Consider the following 23,501-nt stretch of genomic DNA (forward strand, 5'->3'; position numbering starts at 1 on the left):
TGATGTCATCAAAGCCATGGGGACACCAACTTCAGTTAACGGTAGTAATTGGAGTTATGATTTCTCAAGTGTCGATTTCAATAGAGAAGGTAAGGTAGAGGGCTATAGTGATATTAGTGATAATTTAAAAGTTTGGTTAGGAAACCAAGAGGCTAATAAAAGTTTCTCGATCGGTTCAACAAAAAGCGATGTTATCAAAGCCATGGGGACACCAACTTCAGTTAATGGTAGTAGTTGGAGTTATGATTTCTCATCTATTACGTTCAAAGACGGAGTTGTCGCTTCTTATTCAAACATTAGTAGTAACCTTCGTATACAATAGCTGATGCATTTCCAAGAAATCTATCGCTTCGATAAAGTGATGCTGTGAATGCCATACCATCAACCGGTATTGGCAGGCTTATAAAGCTTGAGTCCCACTAAGGATATTTTCTGGACCACCCACTTAACTCATAAAGGGACCGCGTCGTCCGTTAGACTCCATGCTAGAGCAGTAAAAACTTGCCGTTGTCTGTTTTGATACATGCTACCTTAGTTTTTTCGCTAGTGCCGAGTTTATCAAACAGGAGTTTGATTTAATGAAGAGCGTACGCGAAAATAGTGCCTTGTTGAGACTGGTGCCAGTTACTCCCTTGCTAATACGATCGAAGGACACAAAGCTCTTCTGCCAAAAATACTCCTTCGCCGAAAGTAGTACAGATGGACGACGTCAAATATTGGCTCTTTGAAGCTGAATCGATAATTCGCTCGTATTAAGCCTTGCAATACATTAGTTCCTCATGGTAACAGCCTTGAGCGGCGAGGTACGAAAAACATGAAGGAGATAAATTGTTCGGTGCTATTAACTTTGAAACCGGATATCTACTCAATAGAGAAGGAGCCCCTCAAGATATCACAGAGTTATTTGATTTCTTCAGGATCTTACGTTGGCATATTAAAGTGGGGGGGAACTTAATTCTGGATAACTGCTGAAACCTCAGAGGTGAAATTATTTTAAAGGAACATCTGCACCTTCAGTTGGTCTAATTACCCCGTACAGGGTCCAGGCTGTGCTGTTTAGTTCGGTGATATGCAGAAAACAAAAATATATTTTTTGTTTAATTGGAGGAAACTATGGATCGTGATTCACAAATCATAAGGGATCGACTCACATATTTGTATCCTAATAAAATCGTACAAGCGTTAAGCTTGAAGGATAGGCCTTTTTACAGTGTTATATATGGATATCTCAAGGAAAAGTATCCGGAGGTTAGTATAGGAGAGTATATTCGATCTCTTGGTTTTGAATACATAGGTAAGACTACAAGCTATAACGTGTTGGGGGAATTTGATTTTCGTTCGATGCATTATTTAATTGGACATTATGAGGATATAAACCAAACTGTAATCGCCCAGCTCTTAGGTATTTCTCGGCAACGAGTTTCCCAGCGTCTAAATGAAGCGACCCAGGGAGGAAGAGACTGGAGGGTATCTTTATTTACGGATGAAGAGCGTATCATTGTGAAGAGTATGGTTGATGAAGAACTTTTTGTCTTTGAATATGACGATAATAGCATTGCTATATTGACTGCGGCACAAATAGGCCCTGTATTTATACTTCGAAATACCGACTCTATCAGGATTCATTTTGATTTTGATTTAGAAACGCTACAATTGCTTGCTTCCAAAAATCGGGATCGTTTCAGTGAAGTGAATTATGTACATAGCCATACTTTTGAAAAAGTGAATGTCGGAGGCCAGATGGTTTTCCGGGAAAAATCAGGTAAAAGCAGTCTAAATATAAAACAATACTGTAGCGCCCGTGGACTTGATTATGGAGAGTATTTAAGAAACCTTGGTATCCATCCCACAATTGATGGAAGAGTATTAACAGATGAAGACTGGTTCGATAGACTTTTACCCTACGTAGAAAGCGACGGTGTACTTCGTGTGCCTCACCAGTCGGGTGTTCAATCAGGCTTGGCGTGGCGTGCCAAGGTGTTAGGCATGAGTGGGCAAGAATACGCTGAAATGCTTGGGTTTCAATGGAGACAGCGTGATTTTGCTTCCGAGCATGAAAAGCGTATGTTACGTTATGAGAGACTGGTAAAGGAGCAATCTTTTGAAGGATTTGTTTATTTGCCATCTGAGGAGGGACTATATCGTTCCTTATACTCCTTTTTACGAGGCAGAAATGAAACGCTTCATATATTTTTAGAAAGAATTGGCCTTGAACGACTGGATAAAGATGAATACCAATCTCGTTTTGGGATTACAGGCGCGATTTTAGATAAATTAAAAGAGTTGCAATCGACTCCCCAATATGAGATTAATCCAACTGCACGGATTATGAGAAATAAAAAAATGGTGACTTTACTCAAAAAATTGTATGACTATCATTGTCAGATTTGTGGAATGGATAATCCTCTGGTTCCTCGTATCGAAAAAGATGATGGCACATATTATTGCGAAGTCCATCACGTGACCCCGCTTGGAACTGCGGAGGCGGCTTCTGACATTGAGACGTTGGACCATTATTCAAATGCAATTTGTTTGTGCTCTTTCCATCATTCTTATGTTCATTATCATCAAGGAGGAGCCTTTCAAATCAGCTTGGATGGAAACCAGATTTTCCTTCTTTCGACTCTGGGGGAGAAGTTACCTATACAAATAAACAAGCACATAAGCTTTCATATAAAGGAAAATTAAGAATCTCATTGTAATATAGATACTATCTAAATGCTTTCTATTGAGCTGAGGTTTATAGTGATGGCTGTGTTTCCTATATTATATGATTTATTAATAGTACTCAAAAATATATGAGTCATTAAACGTACAACAGAAAGGGAAATTGAGGAGTTATTACCTCAGTAAGATGAGGAAAAAGAATCGGTTAATCATCCGCTAATCTCACTTGAGATTGCAGTATATGAAAATCAACTTGTTAAGATGGAAAATAAATTTAGGCATTATATTAACTGGACAGTGAAAAGTTCTACAACTCTAAGAAACCCACGAATCCTCGTCAATAGTAGACGTAGCCTGCTTGGATTTAATTATTTTGGTTATGGATAAGTGCGGATTTTGAGTAAACAGCCGAAAAATAGATTTGCGTAAATAGGCAGCAACCGTAGCCTCGGATACCACCGCGTGGGAAGGTGTCCGCAGATAGCGGAAAAAGAGTCCCGGTGTCCGGTCTGAAAAACGTAAAGCCATGAGCTGTAGCAGTCCCATGGCGATGCACTGGCACATGACAAAACCTTCGATCGCTTGAACCGTTTGTTCAATTCGCCGCCGGTCTTGTTCGTCCTGTACCGCTTCGAGCGGGTGGGCTTCCTCTTTCTTCAGAAAGCGGTTCAACTTCGGCATAGACTTGCTCCAAAATCGGTAGCAAACGCACCAATGACCTGCTTCATTTCCCGGAACATAGGCTCGTTCTTGAAGCGATAGCCGTACAAACGAATGATATCGGTGGCAGCCAGAGTAAGATCTGTACTGACCAGAATCGAGTGACGGCCCTCATGGACGACGAGTACAAACCGTAATTCCTGATACCACCCCTGCCCCCAAAGCAAATTCAGGCAGAAAAATTCAATCCTCTTCTCTTTACCGTACAGGGAAACGCTGGCCGTTTGAAAATCGGCAGCACGATTCGAGAAGAGCTCCTTCAGTTTGACGGATTCGCCTTTTTTCGGGGGAGGCTTCTTGGCAGGCGGACGTTCGTAGGCCACCACGTTAGATTTAGCTTTGGTCACCAGATACATCTGGACTTCGGAGTTCAGATGACACGCCTGCAACTGCTGCAAGGCCGGAACGGACAAGAAGTAGCGATCGAGGAGCAGCAGCGCTTGGCCAAAGGCTTTTGCCGCCTCAAACCCTTGTTCAATCATCTGAACGACATGGGAAGGCGTCTGTGTTTCGTCCTCTGTTTTCTTCCAGTTTAGGATGGTTTGGATGCCGTCTTGCAGATTAATGAATAGGGGCAAGCAGAACCATTTCCGGGGCGTACCGGCCAAAATGCCAATGGCTCCAAACAGATGGCCGAAAATATATTCGCCCTTGGAGACATTCTCGGATTCTTGATGCAGTTTCTTGACGCCTGGCATGCGCCGAGCTTCCTTCGTTTGTTTCATCCCGTCACCCACAAGAACCACCCGATGGTCAACGAGCAGTAGAGGCGCAGAGCGGCGAACGACACGAAGCCACGTTTGCTGCAAGGAGGACAACGACCAGGCCGAAGAACGGAAGAAGTGAATCAGAATCTCGTAACGTTGGCTCGGGAGGGAGAGATCCCGAATGATGGAAGTCACCCCCAGATGGTCGGAGCGCAGCATAAAGCCGATAACGATAACGACAAGCCACTCAAACGTGGCTTGTCTGGAGAAACAGGTACGGAAGGGGAGTAAAAGTTCATTCAAGTATTTTAGCATAGGTATGGTCAATCGCTCGGAAATGGGGTACACTTTTTGTCGTAACCCATTCGGCAATTATTCCTTTCGTGTGAGAACTAAAGGATACCATAATTCGCTCGATTGGGTTATTTTTCTATGCACATTTTATCGACAAGAACTTTTGACTGTCCAGTATTATGAATAACTCCTTAAAAATAGATCGAGAAATGGTTATAGGAAAACTGCGCGAAGCTTGCTGGGAGCATGGATACTATACATATTCCGGTCGTCTAACTACGAAGTTAGGGAATGACATTTTATTGAGATATCCTACAGAGGTGCTATCCAAGTTTGGTTTTTCTAAAAACAGAATTTTATCAACTAAATTTTGGAGAGAAATGCTCTGGGAAAATGATCGCTTAAGAAGTGCTGGTATATATATTTTAACGATGCGAATGTTTTCTCCAAGTGTTGAAGAGTTTCTTAAGAGAGAGAATGTTTGCATAAGCAATCCTCTTCCATACGGTTGTGGACCATGGAGATGTATGAATAAACTTTGTGGAAATTATCAGGACAGCTCTTTTTTGAAAATTAATCGTTCGAAAATAATGAACAGTATTCATTATGTCCAATTTACTTGTCCTGAGTGCAAGATGAGATTTACAGTCCGTTGGGACTGGAGGGAAAAGAAAAACATGGATATGACGATCGAATATAGAGGGGAAATGTGGGAAAGTAAAGTTCTTGAACTCTACTTACTGGGTTTAAACAATAAAGAAATCGCTGCTGAAGTGTATTCATCCCCACATCTCATAAAAGTTACTTTAAAAAGGCTATTAGGACACAACTACAATGGTGACAAGTTCCTTGAAGAACACAAGATTGTTATTGATCAGATAATGGATGCACGAAAAAGTGTTGCCGTGACATGCCATGAAGAAGAATTGATAAGAAAATGTCGAGAGAAAATACTCAATATTATTGAAGTGAACCCACACATGTCTCGTATTCAAATCGACAGATTAGCTGGAAGAAGTTATACGATATTAATGAAATATGATCGTGAATGGCTTAATGATATTTTACCAATTAAGAAGAAAAACCCCAATAAATTAAATTATGAACTTGTTGATCAAGATTTAAGTCTTATAGTTCAAGAAGTAGCACAAAGATTCCATTATAGTAACCCCTCTACGCAAATAAAGAAGTACTCGATATTGAATGCTTTAGTTCCATCAGACCGTTCTCGAATACTTAACCACGAATTGAGTCTTCCTAAAACAAAAAGTATGATTGAGAAATACATTGAATCAAAGGAGGCTTACTTGCTAAGGCATGTTCCTAGCATTGTGTCTCAACTAAAAGCGTCAGGATACCGTAATCCTACATTCCAAAGCATTGTTGCTTTTCGAAGGTCTTATCGTAATCTTCCAGAAAGTACACGGACTAAAATACAAGCGAAAGTACATGAAATATGTTCATTTTGAGTTGATTTCTGAACAAGATAATTAAAATAAATGAAAGTGAAAAGGATGAGCACAGCGATATATAGTCGCGTATGTTCATCCTTTTATAGTTTGTTACTATTGCTTTTTTGATGATTATTGTTAAAAAAGTAGGATTTTATTGATAGGTGTCGAATTTTAACATATATCAACAGTTCTTTATACATAACTGCATTAGGTAGGTGCCTATGAGTACAAAGTGGATAAAAACTTATTTAGAAAGCCTAAAGCGGCAAACGTTTGATATTTTTTCTCTAGAAAAAACGGTTCAAAACCATATTGGTATGAAGGCATTTGAGTATGCTTCTTTCGCAAACGATATTAAAGCTCTAGAACGAGACGGAGTCATTGAACCTGTTAAAAGCAAAATGAAGAATCATCAAAACGGAAGATTCCCAGTCCTTCCTATCTACTGGCGTGTCTTGAGAATGAAAGAGGAGCCGCGGTGGGATATGCGGAAAATGGTTCAACTCGCGGCAGTGATCGATTTATCATTTTATCAATCTCATCCGGAATGCCAAACCGAAGAGACGTGGCGACGGATTGAATCCGTAGCCGCTTTTTTTATGGACCTGACTCCAAAATCATGGGTGGAACGGGAAGAACGAAGTTATCAGCTTTTTCACGATGAAAAATGGCTGAAAGAGAAAAGTGCGGAATTTTTGAGAAGATTAAAACTTTCCCTTTCAGACCTTTACGTTCAAGTAAGTCCGGAGCCATTTGTTCATTGGCATAAGCCCGGCAAGTTGCTGGAGGACACCCGGGAAATTCTGATTGTAGAAAACCGAGCAATCTATCATACCTGTCTTCGCATCATGCGTGAGGGGTTGCCAGTATGCGGCTTTCGCCCGGACATGCTGATCTATGGAGAAGGAAACCATATCCATACTTCTCTTCCTTATTTGATGGAACTCGGCGTACCCGTTGGCCTCTGCACTATTTTTTATTCAGGCGATTTTGATCCAAGTGGCTTTTGGATTTACAGCAAACTTAGAAGGACATATCCAGACTACCCAATCCATCTAGCTCTTTCTCTTTATGCAAGTATTGCGTATCACGCCCGTGTTCCTGTGGAAGTCAAACCAGGCCAACCTAAGGGGGAAGACGATGTACAAATATTTTTTGAGGACTGCTCAGGCTATCAAGATGTGGAACTGGCGGCAAGGCGGTCCTGGAAGGAGCGTCACCGTTTGCCCCAGGAGGCATTATCTTATGAAGTTTTAAAAGGAGAGGTTCCTCATGAACACTGAAGTCTGGGATGGATTTCGGGAACGGGTGTCCATTCTAAATCCTATTTCGATGTTGGGTAAAGGAATGGATCTAGGCGTCGCATTAAATCCTTATCTGTTTCAAATCTGTTTGGCAGTCCTCCTCGAGGTGTTTTATCGAGAAATCAAAGATGACGATCACAGACATTTTTATGATATAAAGGAAATCGTAAATCATGTGATCGAGGAGCAAGGGTTGGAAGCAACCGAAGATCACGTGGAGCGTATAGCAAACGGATTGGTATCTTTTGGTCCACCCCAAAGCCGCCAATCGTTCCCGGGTAAAGTTTTTGATCCTAACACCGGGGAGTTTGTAGAGAAGCCGTTCTTTTATCTTACGATTGACACAGCCTATAGCAAAAAACGAGAGGCGGTATATAAGTTAACTCAAATCTCCCAAAATATGATTTTCTTAAGTCGAGAAGTTATTTTGGAATTTTCCATTGAATTTGAGCAGTTGTATACTCTTAAACTCATTCGAAACAAGAACTTCAAATCAGCCCTTCAGTCTCTCGATATGTTGATAACGAAACTTCGTTTTCTAATTTCTCAAGAGATGGAATACCGCCGTCAATTTTTGCGCAACCCCAAGATTATGATGGGACCGGATAAAGAAGTCAGGTACGAAAAGCGCAAAGAAATTGAACGCCAAATTAAAGAAGCCGATGACCGGTTTGAAAGTATGCTACGAATGTTGCAAAAATCGGATTTGGCCACCCTCGAGGCAAGAGGTCAAATCATGGAGATGGAATTAAAGGTTCGTAAAAGCTCGGAATTAACGACGAGCCTGCACACCCATATGTACGAAAATATCGAACTGGAAACCTCAACGAGAAAGAATCGCCCGTCTGCCTTTATGAAGAAGAGAACCACATCATTTAAAACAGATGTATGGGAGAATGAGTTGCTGGCCAAAGGCATAGGGGCGCCCGATACGATGGAGCTACTTCTCTCACCTCTATTTTCCCCACGTCCTCCTTTCATTTATCCATTGGGTTGGATTTGGGAGGAACAAAACACTAAACAGTCTGAAGATGAACTCGAAGCGGAGCAAGTGCAGATGGAGCAGGCGGTAGAAAAACCGAAACGGGATTGGTCTCTGTTGTGTAGGTTGTGGGGTCCCGTATTTAAAGAATTGTTACGGGATAGCTCTGTTAGATTAGGTTCCCGTCCGGTATCTGAATGGACTCTGGAAGCACTGGAAATGTGGATGATCTTTAAGACGGAACCAATGCACGTTCCCCTCTCTTTGGGAGAGGCCAAACCCTATCCCGATGAACGGATGGAATTAATCCGACAATTGATTTTGTTAGACCCTGCATTTAAGGAGATCGCAGGAAAAACTATTCGGGCTGTCTTCACTAATGAAGCACCGCTGCAATTTATGGGTGTCCGCATCTCCCCTATTACAATTTTTATCGAACCCCAGGAGGGATAACCGTGACTACAACATCCGAGCAGCTGCACCAAGCCTCTGCCGTTTATTTTCATTTGCTTAAAAACCATATGGTAGATAAAAAACATGACGCGCTTAACCCTTATTTTGCGGATCCAGCTATTCAGGAAGCTGTTCATATTTTTGCGAAACAATCCGGTACGCTTGTACTGGAGACATTTACTAAACTCCACTTGGTAGTGGAGGCCCAGGGAAGCTTATATGCCAGCAATTTCAGTCACTTAAAAGAGAACCACGGAAGGATCAAATCCATCCCTGAAATGTACATGGCTCACCTTTTGCTCATGGTGTTGCTGAGTGAGATCGATGGAGACATGACCATTCGAAATGAACGAGAATTGAGCGGAGTCGGCTTTTACAAGTGGGTTGAATTGATGGACCAAACCTTTGCTAAATGGACTAAAGATTTGACAGAACGACCAGAGCTTGAAGACCAGTGGGGAATCGCCATTACAACGGTTATGGACATTTGGAATGGCAAACATATGCACGACGGGGATGGGAAAATATCAGCAGGTACAAAAACCAAATTTCACTTTTGTATGTTAGCCGCGAAACTGCTAGAGGAAGAAAAGTTGGTACGCCTTTTGGATGATCGGGAACAAACGATCGTCTATCCAACGGACGATCTCTATGAACGATTGGATCTTTTATATCATGACCAGGAACGATTTAAACAGGTAAAAGAAATACTGGCTCTCAGGAGGCCCAACTATGCCAGCCATTGAACATCTTCGCATTGTCGGGGTGCGGTACAATCAGCAACAAAAGATGTATAAAGATCGTACGTTTGACTTACGCTCTAGTCACGCCTTGATGTCGATGATTAACACCGGCGGGAAGGGGGTAGCCCTTCAATGTATCTTTCAAGTTGTGTTGCCGCTAGTTTCGTGGGGCAAAGAAGGAAAGAACCACGTCCGGCATTTCTTTTACGATGATAAAGGTAGGTTTAAACCCTACACCTTTCACGTGGTGTTGGAATGGACTCTGGATACTTTCCCGAGGCGCCATTTGTTAACAGGCATTGCTATAACGGCTCGGTTGGGCCAAAAGAAAGACAATTCGGTCGAACAAGAAGACCCGGTGGAAATCGATTATGTGACGTACACCAAAGAGTATGCAGAGCATGAGTTGTATTCTATCTTCAAGCTACCTTTGTTCGACGATGCAAATCAGACTGTTCTCCCTTTTAAAGAATGGGAGAAGATGCTCGAAGAGTTAGAAATAATAGAAGACTTCAAGATGTTTTCTAATTCGTCTAAGGACAAAAAGAAGTACAAAGATACATTGGCTTCCTATGGCATTCATGACGACGATTGGAATGAAATGGTCAAGATGAACCGGAACGAAGCCGGTATTCAAGACTATTTTGAGCGCATACATCCGAATTCTCGAACCAATACGGGCTTGTTTAAGGATATGATCATCCCAACCATTGCCGAGCAAGTACTGCAAGAGACCGTAGGACAAGGCAATTTGGCCCAGTTGTTTAAAGATGCAGCGGTCATCGCCGAACGCCTTCCTTTGCTTCGCAACCGTGAAGATGCCTACCGTATGCTGATTGAATGGATGGATGTGATCGAGCAAGACTTGCTTCAATACCAGACGGCTCAAAGCGATCTAAAGGGTACGGAACGCCATGGCCGACAGTTAAGACATTGCGTGGAGGCACTTCTAGATCAAACGCAACAAGACCATGAACACTGGACAGTGGAACAGGGCAAAGTATCCGAATGGAAAAAGGAACTTGATTGGCAGGTTAGCAATTTGGAGTACGTCCGCTCACTGAGGGACGAGCGACAAAAGGAGCATACCCTACAAGAAGCCTTCAAAACTCATGATGATGCCTGCGTGAACGTTCGTGAAAAAGAAGTGGAAACATTTAAGGCGAAACGGAATGTGCTGAGGCGAATTCATGACGATTTTTTGTCGTAGCTCGTTCGGTTGGATAAGGAAATTAAGGCTATTGAGCACTCGGCCGAGTATAGGGGAAATCAACAAAAACTCGAAGAATTGACACGTAAAGTTGAAAACCAGTGGTCTGCGGTGCAAAAAGAAATGCTTGAAGTCATGAATGCTTATACTCAGTACCAGAAGTATCTCGAACAAGAAGCGGAGGAGGGCAGATCCAAAAGCCGTCAAGCCCAACAGGAGTTGGTAAACGCTCATATTGAGGTTCGTCGCACTCGAGATTGGCTGGATCGGTTCGAAGCTCGAACCAACACGATTGTGGACCAGTATGGACATGGCGTGCGGTTTGATCCTGTTCCTTTTGTTGAGCATGAACAGATAGAGCAAGAAAAAACAAAGCAGAAGCTGATCCAATGGGAGAATAAAGCAAAATCACTGGATCAACAGCACCGATCTCTCGAGAATGGTGAAACGAGACTAAAATCCGAGTTAAACCGAGTTACTCAAGATACGCACCAGCGGTATACCCAATATGAGGAACAAATCCAAGCGGAGCATAATCTGGCCGCACAAGTGTGCCGGCTACTGCGTGTGGACCGAGAAGAGCATGTGCCTCTGCCCGAATTTTTGCTCTCTCGACGATCCGTTTTGGAGGAACGACAGGACTATTGGAATAAACGGATCACCGAGCTGCGCAAACAGCAGTGGGATATTGAGCAGGTGTTGAGCGTAGACGCTGAACTGGGCGGTTCTGATACGTGGATTCCGAATAAAACGATGGCAGAAACCAAAAGTAAGTTAGAGAGCAAAGGATTTCGCATAGTAAGCGGAACTGAATATTTACAAGATAAAAACGAATCACAACAAGAGTCGTTGCTTCAATCTTTCCCTCTCCTTCCATATAGTCTTATTGTCATGCAAAACGACATCGGTTCTATTTGTTCCTCGAACCTATTTGCAGACGACATTCATACATCTCCGGTTCCGTTATATGCGGCGGAGTTACTGGGTGAGCAGGAGCACAATTTGTTTCACATTGCTTCAAACCGTGCCTATCAACTAGCAAAGGATCCCGAGGCTTGGAAGAGAAAGAAAGAACAGTTGGAATCCGAGCGTCAGTTATTGATTGAACAAATTGGAAAAAGTGTGGATTTTGAAGAGGAACATCGGGAAGTGGCCCAGTCTATTAAAAACCTGCTCTACACGACAACCTCTGTTCGACTTCTTGCGGAATTCGAGCAATTGGATCTTACTCAAAAGGAAATGGATCATCAGCTCCAAAACATTCAGAACGAAATAATAGTATGTCAGAAAGAACTGAAAGAATGCCTGGAAACCGTCGATGCGACACGGCAGGTGCAGGACCAACAAGCCCAAATGTTGCAGGAGCTTATAGACTATGCCGAGTTGTTCTTGGAGCAGGATCAATGGCGCCATGACCACTACTCGGAGGAGCAAAAAGTGAAAGAACTGGAGGTTAAGGATAGGCAAGGAGACGAACAACTTAAACGTTCGAGTCTCTTATCTAGGGAATGGGAAACTGCGTATTGGGAATGGGATACAAAGATGAACCGTATCCTCGAAAAGGTACAACTTTTTATCCCTTCAGCCCTTCTACCGAGGCCGACAGCTTCTGCAATCTCGTCAGTGGAGCCCGTCTTGCAGTGCAACACGTCGTTATTAGAAGAGGATATTGCCGTTTTGAAATCGCTTCGGGATGAGATCGATCAAAACCATATGCAATTGGGCATCCTGCGAAGCAAACGAGTAGAGACTATTGATAAAGGACAAGCAGCACAAAAGAATTTGGTAGACTTCGACTCATCTTGGGAGGATCAACCTTCTCCTACGAGCTCACAAAGCGTGTTGGAACGTAAGGTGACCGATTGTGAGATGGAGTTAACCAAAGCCCACGCTTTGGAGCGAGAGCAAGATATGGCAAAAACGAGAGCAGAAAAAGACGTCGAGCACGCCAGAAATCTTCGTATCCGGCAAGAAAGTCGAGTCAAGAGTCCGAATCCGTGGGAGGAAGAACAAGACCTCGACAAAAAAGAGAGGGAAATCCATTTCAACTTGGAGAGCCAAAAACGACAATCAGATGACATAGTAGCGCAACTTAATGCTACGGATGGCCTCATACGGGAATTAGAGAAGGTATCGGGTTCTTTGCGAATGGTAGATACTGAGGGAAATTGCTTGCCATACGAAACAGGTTTAATAGAATCATTACGAAATCGTGCTCAACAGGTCGTGGAAGAATGGATTAACCAGCGAAAAGCAAAGGTAGCCAAGGCGGATGAAGCCCAACGGCGAGCGCAGAGTACACTGAATCGGTATAAAGGTAAAACAGAGCAATCTACGTGGGACGAAGTCTTAAAACAAGCGGTGTTAAGCGAGTTCCGGAGTTGCGAAGCCACCAGGGACAAAGTGGAGGAATCGTTGGAAGTGGTGGCTGCTCTCCGGGACTATGTACAGTTTGAATTAGAGAAGCAACAAGAAGAAAAGAACTTATCGGAGAAAGCCCGCAGTGATTGGAGCAAACATGCGGCCCGGTTCTGTATCCAAGTCATAGGCAATATAAAAACCATGACCCAGCAAATGACGATCAAAAGCAACCGGGGCGGGTATAAGTTTGAACTGGTTCGATTAAAAAGAGCCGAGCGACTGCCGCAAGCCATCGAAGATATTGAAACTCCGGTTCAAGAGTTTTTTGATAAGACGTTGATCGACCTGTTGGCTGTTCATGAATCCATGGAGCGTGTAGAACTGAAGGCTGTAATTAAACGTGTAAACGCCAGCGATATGGTCTATGCGGCGCTCAACTACTCGTATCCCATCCTTGAAATGTATAACCTGAACACGGATAATACCTTTTTAACCGAGCCTATGCGACCCAATGATTTTGATACATGGGAGACAATCAATAACGGATCTTTTACAAAAACGGCTGGCAGCGGAGGTCAGCTAGTTGCCGCTAGAACTCTCATTGCGATGATGCTAATGACGTTTAAACGCCAGTCTAGTGACAAGCATCGGTCGGTACTCATCTCCGACAATCCTTTTGCCAACGCCATTTCCCCTCATGTCATAGATCCGATATTTGCGATTGCTGATGTGCTGCAGTTCCAATGGGTGGTGTTTACTCCTACCGAGTTGGTCAAGCTGGAAATCTCACAAAAGTTCCCGGTCTATTGTGCATTGGAGCTTGAGAAGCAAGTAAGTGGAAAAGACGTGGTCATCCACCACGTCTATCATGGATTCCGCCAAATCGAGCAAGCCCCGCGGCTGATTTAATTGAAAAATCCCGATTTAGTAGAAATGTTATCAAACTATATCATATGTTTTACTAATAAGTTACTCAAAATTGTATGAGTCATCTAACGTACAAACAGAAAAAGAAAATGCAGGAGTTATTACCTCAGTAAAATGAGGAAAACGAGAGGTTTAAAGCCGCTTAGCAAATTTAGTGCCGTCTCAAGACTCGAGGCGGCTTTTTTCTGTTGTTTGTAAGTTTACGTTAAATGCTTGAACGAGTGCTTATTAGAGCCACATACGAGTCTAACGGTTGAAAGTTTATAGCACGCACAGATATTATGTAGGGAAATAATGGAACGTGTCGAATATAACAGAAAGAAGTTTAAATCCGTGGAAATAAAAAGGAATAAATAAAAATTTGGGTGAAGACTGCCCAGGTATTCATATGACTGTAAATTTTAACCCTGATTTTTCATAAGCATTTCAGACCATGCTACAAAACGGGGAAATATTAATATGGATGTTAGAACTATTTATATTTAAAAAGCTGAATTTTTGAAGTTTTTAACTAAGGAGGATGCTTATATGCAGTGTGAATTTTGTGGGAAGAAGATTCGGTCTACTCCCAATGGACTCGTTTGCAAAAAGTGCGAAGAGGGATCATTTCTTGCGCGTGCTAGCAATTTTGGATATATGCAATGGGTAAAATCACTCGAAGTGAATTTTGATAACTATACCTGGAGAAATGTTAAGATTAGGGTTGCCCAAATGATTAAAGTTATACAGGAAAATTTTCCTGCAAAGGATTTTTCGGAACAAGTAGAGATCCTGGATCAGTCAATTCTCGATGAAATTAATTTAGTATTATCCTTCTACCATAAAGATGATTTAGTTGTAGCGACTTTGTCTATTAAAGAAGCATGCCGGACCAGTATGTTAAACCCGAAGGATTCTGACCATTGGAGTATACAAAACGAATATTCCATGGCTGTTCTTTTGCAACGCGAGATTATGTTAATTGATGATGAATCTTTTATGGGAGCGCCTATTGAAACATTAGATCATGGATATTATGGTTTTATAACTGCTTTGGTGTATGCAAGAGTTTTAATGATGCTAAGGGATAACTATGATAAATATAAATTTTTAAAGCATACTGATAGTTTGATGGAAATGGCTTTTACATTTTATGAAGATGAATCAATGAATAAATATTTTGATAGATATTTAAATGATGGAATCAGTGAAAAGCCGGAAGACTTATTTATTCAAAATATAGAATTAAAAATGGAACTGACTAACCGAGGAATTATATATGAAGAAATTAGAGAAGATATAGTGGAAGAAGTGAAAAAACAATTCGGAGTAACATTCAAAGACCTTAAAGAAGTTTTTAATACAAAAGCCTTGATGCTAGGAAAAAGCGATAACATATTACCCGTAAAAATAACTAGAAAAGATAAACTTATAAATCAAAAAAGAGATGGGAATTTTATTGAAGCATCCATTGATCTTTTTTCAATAAACAAAATACCTAAGTATATATCTTCTCCTTCGGATAGTCACTATGAATTAAGAAGTATTTATGAAGTGGGTGATTTTATTGTATTTGGCGAAATTGACTTAATTCAAAATATTTCAATATTCGAAAAGTTAGTGATTTCAGGGCATTTTTTAACCATGTACAATGATAAAGCAAGTTTGACTTCTGCTTTCAAAAAATCGCAGACTAAACTGAGTAGTTTGTTTGCTTTTAAATTAACAGAATCATTAAGTCAATCAAAGTATATAGTTCCGACTGAAATGAAAAATGGCAAACAGATTGTTCGAGCCGAAATAAATAATATTTTGGGGTACGATAAAAAGAATATTCTAAAGAAAAAAGATGGTATGAATTTAGGAGATATAGATGCAATGGCAATAAATCTTGAAAATCACGAAGTAATACTATATGAGCTGAAATTTTTCAAACCTGCAGTTTCATTTAAAGAGATGCTATACAGTGATAAGAGGAAATTAGTTAATGATGAAATTGTTAGAAAAATGATGAATAGACAGGATGCAGTAGAAGAAAATCTTGATGCTGTTATTGCCTTTATTGGTGGTGATCAAGATATAAACTATACAGTGAAATCAGTTCTTGTAACTATTAGATCAAATTACTATTGTTTTTATGAGGACGTAGGGGTGGAATTTGTCACCTGGAATGAATTACATGATAGTTTGAAAATGCAAGATGCTCAGTAGAGACTAAGAGATTGTTGTAGCAAAAACAACAGAATCACCAGGTACGATAATTGGGGATGATTTATATATAACAGGTAATTAATGAGTGGCATTGTCCAGAAATAGTGTTTATGGAATGGATGAATAAGTAGGTGCGGATTTTTTTTAATTGGCACTGCCACCAAAATCGGAAATAGTTGGACACTTAATCATAGGCTTCAGTTAATTTGATACCCTCAGATATAAGGTTGATGAATTTGGCTTCCGTAACGAAGATATAACTTTGAGCTAGCGCTCGTGAATGCGCGAGAGAAAAGATATTCCGCATAAATATCGGACGCAACGATGAACTGAATTGATCTTAGTTCAGGAGGGAATGACTCATGGAAAATGAACTTGTTAGATATTCAAGAGCTGGTGATACTTTTCACTATCGGTGGGCAGCTCGGCGCTGTCTTCGTTTAATTCATCCTAAAACTCAAATGATGTATGTTGTGATTGAAGGATCTAGAGAAAGAAAAATGGCGGGGGAGTATGTAATTGATGTTGCTGAGTACTCGGATTCTCTAACAAAAGAAGGATTCCGGGATGTGGCTTATTATCAATTAAAACATACTACTGTACATAAGAATAATCCATTTAACCTGAGTGATCTCAAGGAAACTTTTGAGGGCTTTTCAGCACGATTCAAGGAATTCACTACGAACACAACAACAGCTGATAAAGTCACCTTTACTGTTGTTACGAATAGGCCCATAAATCAAAATTTAAAAGATATCGTAAACTCTTTATCAACAGGCAAACAGGTCAAATCTCCGTATACAAATACGCTTTCGAAATATACACAGTTATTTGATGAGAATTTAAAAAAGTTTTGTGTATGTCTTAGATTTGCAGATGGTGAAGGGGATTATAATGCTCAGAAGCATCAACTTCATATAGAAGTATCACAATTGATTGCCGGCAGCATTGATAACCCAGAGTTAGAGAATATTACTGCCTTGGTCCGAGATAAGGCTTTACCTGATTCGGATGGTGTGATTTTTCGGGAGGAGTTACTTGCAAAATTTGGCGTTACCTCTGAAAGAGACCTTTTTCCAGCCCCTCCAGAGTTTGAAACATTAAAAAACGTTGTGCAAAGAGAACAATACATTACCCTTCGGAATATTATTTTATTTTCAGTTGAACCTTTGATTATCCATGCTTCAGGGGGTGTTGGCAAAACAGCATTTGCTCGTGAAGTGATCCATGCATTACCCGCTGGTTCTTTTGGTGTAATTTATGATTGCTTTGGCGGGGGGCGCTATCGTAATCGAAGTGAATTAAGACATCACCATCGCCAGGCATTTGTTCAAGTTGTCAATGAATTGGCTACAAATGGCCTGTGTGATCCATTACTTGTGAATTCAGGAGCATCAGAAACAGATATATTAAGAAAGTTTCTTGAGCGATTAGAAACTGCAGTAACTTCCCTGAAAAAAACAAATAGTGATGCAACTCTAGTAATTCTGATTGATGCAGCTGATAATGCTGAAATGGCCGCGGCAGAGTTTAATGATAATTGCTTTGTCCATGAACTCCTTCGTGAACATATAATCGAGTGTGTTAAAATAGTTGCCCTTTGTAGGACTGAGCGAATTCCTTTGCTCCAACCACAAAGCAACATTAAACAGATTGAGTTGAAACCATTTTCAGAGGAGGAATCTCTTCATTATCTACGAACAAATTATCCGCAATCTTCTGTAGAGGATGGGAGTGAATTCCATAGGCTTACCAGTGGAAATCCTCGTGTACAATCAAATGCATTAAGTATCGATGCAGGTAACATTACTGAAATGTTCGCTAGTCTTGGTAATATTGGAGCTACTGTTGATGAACAGATAGAGAGACAACTAATGTCAGCAGTTGATCTAATTAAAGATAAACTCTACGATAATTACAGAAAACAAATTGATTCCATCTGTATCGGGCTTGCAACTTTACCACCGTTTATTCCATTGCATGTGTTATCAAGGGCCGCTGATGTTGAGGAATCCACTATAAGAAGTTTTGTCGCTGATATAGGACGTCCTTTATGGCTTTCTGAAGACGCAGTTCAGTTTAGAGATGAGCCTGCCGAAACGTGGTTTAGGCAGAATTACGCAGCAAATAAAGAGCAGATAGAGTTCTTTATTAATCAAATTAAAGCATTAGCTAGCGAGAACTCATATGTAGCTTCTGCACTGCCTTCTCTCTTACTACAAGCGGAGAAAAATGCTGATCTTATCGATTTGGCATTGTCAGATAATTATCTTCCTGACAATCTTATTGATAAGCGTAATGTGCGGGTTTACCGTCTCCAATTTGCCTTTAAGGCTGCATTGAAACAAGGAAACTATGTAGAAGCAATAAAGCTAGCTTTAAGAGCTGGTGAGGAGGTAGCGGGCGACAAACGACAAATGGAACTTCTAACAAATAATGTTGATTTAATTGCGCCGCTACAAGATGAACAGCGTGTACAAGAATTTGCATTTCGTCGTTTGTTTGGTGGTTCCTGGAGAGGTTCAGAAAGTGTTTACTCTGCAGCGCTGCTATCCACTGTGAAAAACTTTAAAGGCGAAGCCAGAAGCTTTCTCAGAGCCGCAGAAAACTGGCTGAATTTATACTTTCAAGATAGAGAAGAACAACAAAAGGAAGCACCTTTTCATCATGAACTATTAAAGAACGAAGAGATTATGGAACTAGTTTTCACACATCTTAATGTACACGGGGTTAAAAAAGCCTTTAAATATCTTGTTGGTTGGAGCCCTCCTGAAATTATTTATGATGTTTCCCGGCATCTGTTTAAAAGGCTAGTAGATCTGGGAGAACTATCTACTGCAACACAATTTGCAAAGCTAGGGACACGCAACCAATATCTAGTCATTGCATTTGCTCATGAGTTCTTAAGCATCGGACATATTCCTGACTCTAGTGTGCTCTCAACTTGCCTCGATTTACTTACGACCAAGCGAGCTAGGATTAGAATAAAACAAAGTTCTTTCCAAGATACAACGCTTCAATCTCTTATCTCTTTCCTTGAATCTTGTGCTGCAAATAAATTACCTAAAGAGAACATTATTAGGGTTCTTAATCATTATTATCCTCAAACAGCTTCAAGCTCTATTACAAGCGACTTTAACAATAAAGATCGCGCAGTTTTAATGCGTGCTTGGGCATTGAAAAAAGTTTTACTTTCAGAATTTGAATTTAGAATAAATGAATGGCTCCCAAAAGAACTTCAAGTTCAGGATAGGAATTATGAAAACGAACAAAAGATAAAGGAGATAGATCAGGTTATTGGTGGGCTGTTACCATGGCATTTATTAAGGGCACGTATTATAGCTAAGAATGTTTTAGAATTTGAAAAAGAAATAGGAGAAGTTAGTAAGAGATCAGGATCAGCGACTTCCAGTCGATATAGAGACCATGATAGTTTACCTATGGATATAACTAGAGTATGTTGTGATATTTTAATGTTTCACACCTTTTCTGGACAGATGTCTATCAAAACATTCTATGAAACCTATATAAAGAATAGGGGTATGTTTCTTCCTGATTATTTGAAATTAGTTCGTTCGGCATTTCGATTGGATCATTTGAATGAACTGAAAAGGGATATTGAACAATACTCTTACAGTGCAATTTGTTCTGCAACAGATATTGGTCCTGAGGAAAAAGCAAAGCATTATATTGATCTTGCGCGTTCAATCATTAATGTTAATAAGGATGATGCTGCGGTTTACTTCAATCTCGCCATTGATTCGGTTTCAAAATTTGGAGATGAAATTGTTGAACGATGGGAGACAGTCATTTCCCTGGCAAATCGAAGAAAAGCTAATGAATTTACTTCCTCTGAGTTAGCTTACAGATTTATACGTTGCGCTGAGCTTGTAGGAGAGAATGTGTATCGTGAAAAACACTGGAATAGAAATGAAGCGATTAGAACATGCATTCGGATGTCTCCTGAGATGGGAGTTGCAGCACTGAGCAGGTGGCAAGACCGAGAAATTGGTCGTTTTAATCGTCAATTAGTTGCGGTGGCAGAAGAAATTGTGGAAATGGGTTATGTTGCACCTAGCATCGGATGGTCATTGTCAGCCTTTATGACTGAGTTTGAACTTGTGGATTTTTCATTGAAATGTATTGATAAGGAAACATCAGTTGATTCTCGCAGGTATATCTTCAACTCAGTTATTAAAGAACTTAGGCTAAATGGAGCCAGTGGAGAGGTTTGGAATAAGATTAATACGATAGCCCAGAAGCATTCTTTACAAAATAATCAACTGGACGAAGTAAATAACTATACTCAATATACAATTGATAGAGAAGAGAAACCGGTCAATACTGAGGACGCTCATCAGGTAAACTTTGGCTCAGATGAGAGTACTACTGACTGGAATGAGATACTGTATGATTTAGATTTGTTAACTTCAAATGGACTAAATGAAGCTTCTCTTCGTTATAATAGAATTCCTCAAAGACTGCGAAATAAAGGATCTTTGTGGTGTGAAGTATATAATCGAATTTCTGATCATGAAGCGAAGAGGTTTTTAAATGAGCTTATAAAGGTAGAAGAATTAAATATATATGATCTTAATAATGCTCTTTCATTAATTCCAATAAAATGGTTTCACAAGATAAGTATTCAAGTAGAGTGGCCTAAAATAATGCAATTAGTGGGAAATAGATTTGCCGAAGATCTATTGCAAAGAGGGTCAATATCCTTTTTTACTGAAAGATTATATTTAGGGAATGAAAATATACCTCATATAAAAAAGGGGATCATAGGGGGATTAACAAGTCATGGAGATTTAGTTCATGCAACAACATTGTTTGGCTTTGTAACAATAGCATCAGAATTTATTACAACAGAAGAAGCGAACAATTTACTTGAATTCGCACTATCAAGATTTGAATTGCATATTGATCCAGATTATGGTGATGGACCGTGGTCCCAATGGTTGATGCCGCCGGTTGATATGAAAAGTTCATTTACAGGTTTTATTTGGTCTTCTTTAGGTTCTCCAAAAGCTTCAATTCGCTGGCGCGCTGCCCATAGTGTTCGAAGACTTGCAGATGCTCAGTGTATTGAAGAAATTGATTCATTAATAGAATGGATGGAAAAAGATAGTGTTGATTCTTTTGGATCGCATACATTTCCATTTTACAATTTAAATGCAAGACAATATTTATTAATTTCACTGGTACGAATATCAATCGATAATCCCAAAATATTATTACCCTATAGTAATATTTTCTATAAGCACGCCTTACAATTTTCTTTGCATATTCTTATTCAAAAAACTGCAGCTGATATTGGCCTCAATATTGAGAATGCATTTCCGGGGACTTATCCGAAAGAAGTGATCGAATCATTTCATAAAGTAGGAAAGAGTCTGCTAAACAAACTGGAATTAGAAAGGTTTGGAGAAACAAGGGATAGTTATTGGCATGCTAATAAGAAGATCGATACAAATTTAGATTTTTATCATGGGTACGATTTCGATAGCTACTGGTTTGAACCATTGGGAAGAGTGTTCGGTATTTCAAGCAAGCAAGTCGAGGATCTTGCAACGGATGTAGTTATCAATCAATGGAAAATTGGACTTGACGGCGGCCATATAAAAGACCCACGCCATACTATGTGGAGATCTTCGAGTGATCAGGAAAACACCTATTATCATCAAGGGGGATATCCACGGGTATACGATTACAAATTCTATCTGTCATATCACGCTATGCTTACTGTAGCTTCTAAATTGCTGGAGACAATGCCTGTTGTTAATAATTCGGATAGCTATGAAGAGGAAGATGTGTGGAATGAGTGGTTACATCGGCACTCGCTTACACGAAATGACGGTTATTGGTTATATGACCGAAGAGATCCAATTCCTTTGTACAAACGGAACTTTGTAAACACAAGAGACCCTCATTGGCATGAGCAGGTAACAAATGATGATTTTCTCGATGGTATCTTGTGTGAACAACGAGATGAAGAGATATGGTTCAATGTGTTTGGATCCTGGGAAGATAGCGATAGTGAGAGCGTTGAAAGTTTCTATATAACAAGTTCCCTCGTAACAACAGAAGGTGCCCAATCACTACTAAACGCATTGAGTACATGTTCAAATCCTCATGACTTTAAGCTGCCAGATTACGAAGAAGATAGAATGGAAGTGGATTTAGAGCCTTTTAGACTAAAGGGATGGATAGAACAAGAAGAAGCGTATAAGCATCTAGATGAGTTTGATCCATACTCTTCAAATGTAGATTTCCCTCCATATACAATCGGTAATTCAATCGCAGAGAAAATGATGATTTCTGCAGACTATGAGAAACGAGAATGGACTCGGGCCAATGAGAGTAAACCATCAGTAAAATGCCAAATCTGGGCGTTAACTCGTGATAGTCTTGATGATGAGCCGATGCGCCAAGGGAATCGATTAAACGCTTCAATTTCTTTTCTGAAAACACTCTGTCAGGAATTTCAAAGTGAATTAATAATTGAAGTTCAAATTAGAAGGCAGCATAAAGAAAGGTCATATATGAGGAGGGGAGAGGCAAATGTATATAAACCACCGCGTAGCAAAGTATTTATCTTCTCAGCCGATGGAAGACTCAGAGATACAGAAACGTACTATGAACTTAGGAAAGGCGTTAGTCAATGAGCTGAATTTAGACCCAGGAGTAGATACTCTTGCTCGATGGATGGCCCATTATATTGCTGATCAAATAACCATCGTTGAAAACTCCAGCGGAATTGAAAAAAAGGAAGCAGAAGAACGCTGTTTTGCAACTATACTAAAATTATGGAACCACAGATCGGGCATGCCCGGAGAGAATAAACCATTAATGAATTTTGAACCGATTCTTCAAACTTTAAAACGTCTTGATCCTGAAAATGAGCATCATTTCTTTTTTAGAAATAGAAAGAAAACAAAAGACAATGTACCTGAAGAAGTTCAAAAGTGGCTAGATATAGCAAATGGAATCGATGAAGCAGCACGCGTTTGGCTTAAATATGTTTTCAAGCAGGCGGCATCAGCAGCAACAGACACAGATACATTGGATTGGCTGGAGAATTCTGCAGCACTTCAAGAGGATGATCCTTATTCATTCATACTTCAAGATTTGTACATTGATGATATTTGGGGAGAGACTCAAAATGAAAATGAGAAAAAACGGAAATCTTTAATTAAGAAGATTGAAAAACTGGAGTCTTTTGCAGAATTAAATCAATTGTTGCTGAAGGAAAATAGGGATGAACTTAAAAAGTATGAGTATTGTGAATAAACCATTAAAGAGATTATTATTCACTAAGATAGTTTGCAATTGATTTGAACAAGTAGACGCTGATTATTTATTACTGAGTTGCAAGATTTTATTGAATCATTTTTTCTTAAAAGCTCAATATAATACAAAAATTCACAATGCTTAGCCTTATAATAGTTGGAAATAATAAATATTAGGTTAGTAATAATACATTAAA

General features: G+C 40.1%; 13 protein-coding genes. 11 read left to right on the plus strand and 2 right to left on the minus strand.

What is annotated here, in order from left to right:
- Together C162_RS36350 and C162_RS12675 are read left to right on the plus strand one after the other, a co-directional pair.
- Positions 1-322: hypothetical protein (locus tag C162_RS36350; protein ID WP_162174460.1), on the plus strand; the 322-nt coding region annotated here is incomplete at its 5' end.
- A gap of 791 nt (positions 323-1,113) precedes the next feature.
- On the plus strand, positions 1,114-2,688 hold the full coding sequence (locus tag C162_RS12675; RefSeq protein ID WP_036694830.1) for an HNH endonuclease: 1,575 nt from the start codon (positions 1,114-1,116) through the stop codon (positions 2,686-2,688).
- 294 nt (positions 2,689-2,982) lie between these two features.
- Here the strand turns inward: C162_RS12675 and C162_RS36890 are convergent, their stop codons facing one another.
- Together C162_RS36890 and C162_RS12680 are read right to left on the minus strand one after the other, a co-directional pair.
- Entirely contained in the window at positions 2,983-3,348 is a 366-nt protein-coding gene (locus C162_RS36890; protein WP_235218417.1) for a hypothetical protein, read from the minus strand.
- A complete protein-coding gene (locus C162_RS12680) occupies positions 3,336-4,409 on the minus strand; it encodes a transposase (protein WP_235218418.1) in 1,074 nt (357 codons plus the stop codon). The genes C162_RS36890 and C162_RS12680 overlap by 13 nt, the downstream gene beginning before the upstream one ends.
- A 158-nt stretch (positions 4,410-4,567) precedes the next feature.
- Here C162_RS12680 and C162_RS35375 point away from each other — a divergent pair, with 158 nt between their 5' ends.
- From C162_RS35375 to C162_RS12725, 9 genes are all read left to right on the plus strand, one after another.
- Positions 4,568-5,857, plus strand: coding sequence for a TnsD family Tn7-like transposition protein (locus C162_RS35375; protein ID WP_084648913.1), 1,290 nt, complete (start codon positions 4,568-4,570; stop codon positions 5,855-5,857).
- Positions 5,858-6,063: 206 nt separating this feature from the next.
- Positions 6,064-7,125, plus strand: a complete 1,062-nt coding sequence (locus C162_RS12690) for a Wadjet anti-phage system protein JetD domain-containing protein (protein WP_036694832.1) — start codon at positions 6,064-6,066, stop codon at positions 7,123-7,125.
- Entirely contained in the window at positions 7,115-8,581 is a 1,467-nt protein-coding gene (locus C162_RS12695) for a hypothetical protein (protein ID WP_036694833.1), read from the plus strand. Before C162_RS12690 ends, C162_RS12695 begins: the two co-directional genes overlap by 11 nt.
- A 2-nt stretch (positions 8,582-8,583) precedes the next feature.
- Complete coding sequence (locus C162_RS12700) at positions 8,584-9,327, plus strand: DUF6063 family protein (RefSeq protein WP_036694834.1); 744 nt, start codon at positions 8,584-8,586, stop codon at positions 9,325-9,327.
- Positions 9,314-10,534 (plus strand): hypothetical protein, encoded by a 1,221-nt coding sequence (locus C162_RS12705; protein WP_036694835.1) that lies wholly within the window; start codon positions 9,314-9,316, stop codon positions 10,532-10,534. The genes C162_RS12700 and C162_RS12705 overlap by 14 nt, the downstream gene beginning before the upstream one ends.
- A gap of 9 nt (positions 10,535-10,543) precedes the next feature.
- A complete protein-coding gene (locus tag C162_RS12710; RefSeq protein WP_036694837.1) occupies positions 10,544-13,804 on the plus strand; it encodes a hypothetical protein in 3,261 nt (1,086 codons plus the stop codon).
- Between the two features lie 546 nt (positions 13,805-14,350).
- Positions 14,351-16,012, plus strand: coding sequence for a hypothetical protein (locus C162_RS12715; RefSeq protein WP_036694839.1), 1,662 nt, complete (start codon positions 14,351-14,353; stop codon positions 16,010-16,012).
- Between the two features lie 362 nt (positions 16,013-16,374).
- Positions 16,375-22,680: a hypothetical protein gene (locus C162_RS12720; protein WP_036694840.1), complete on the plus strand. Its 6,306-nt coding sequence runs from the start codon at positions 16,375-16,377 to the stop codon at positions 22,678-22,680.
- A complete protein-coding gene (locus C162_RS12725) occupies positions 22,577-23,305 on the plus strand; it encodes a hypothetical protein (RefSeq protein WP_156949622.1) in 729 nt (242 codons plus the stop codon). The genes C162_RS12720 and C162_RS12725 overlap by 104 nt, the downstream gene beginning before the upstream one ends.
- The last annotated feature ends 196 nt before the right edge of the window (positions 23,306-23,501 follow it).

The organism is Paenibacillus sp. FSL R7-269, from assembly GCF_000517865.1.
Taxonomy (GTDB): domain Bacteria; phylum Bacillota; class Bacilli; order Paenibacillales; family Paenibacillaceae; genus Paenibacillus_AQ.

What these genes read in the sequence shown, in the direction of transcription:
- C162_RS12675 (WP_036694830.1), top strand. Translation starts at nt 1,114, where the DNA reads ATGGATCGTGATTCACAAATCATAAGGGATCGACTCACATATTTGTAT.
- C162_RS36890 (WP_235218417.1), bottom strand. Translation starts at nt 3,348, where the DNA reads ATGCCGAAGTTGAACCGCTTTCTGAAGAAAGAGGAAGCCCACCCGCTC.
- C162_RS12680 (WP_235218418.1), bottom strand. Translation starts at nt 4,409, where the DNA reads ATGCTAAAATACTTGAATGAACTTTTACTCCCCTTCCGTACCTGTTTC.
- C162_RS35375 (WP_084648913.1), top strand. Translation starts at nt 4,568, where the DNA reads ATGAATAACTCCTTAAAAATAGATCGAGAAATGGTTATAGGAAAACTG.
- C162_RS12690 (WP_036694832.1), top strand. Translation starts at nt 6,064, where the DNA reads ATGAGTACAAAGTGGATAAAAACTTATTTAGAAAGCCTAAAGCGGCAA.
- C162_RS12695 (WP_036694833.1), top strand. Translation starts at nt 7,115, where the DNA reads ATGAACACTGAAGTCTGGGATGGATTTCGGGAACGGGTGTCCATTCTA.
- C162_RS12705 (WP_036694835.1), top strand. Translation starts at nt 9,314, where the DNA reads ATGCCAGCCATTGAACATCTTCGCATTGTCGGGGTGCGGTACAATCAG.
- C162_RS12715 (WP_036694839.1), top strand. Translation starts at nt 14,351, where the DNA reads ATGCAGTGTGAATTTTGTGGGAAGAAGATTCGGTCTACTCCCAATGGA.
- C162_RS12720 (WP_036694840.1), top strand. Translation starts at nt 16,375, where the DNA reads ATGGAAAATGAACTTGTTAGATATTCAAGAGCTGGTGATACTTTTCAC.
- C162_RS12725 (WP_156949622.1), top strand. Translation starts at nt 22,577, where the DNA reads ATGTATATAAACCACCGCGTAGCAAAGTATTTATCTTCTCAGCCGATG.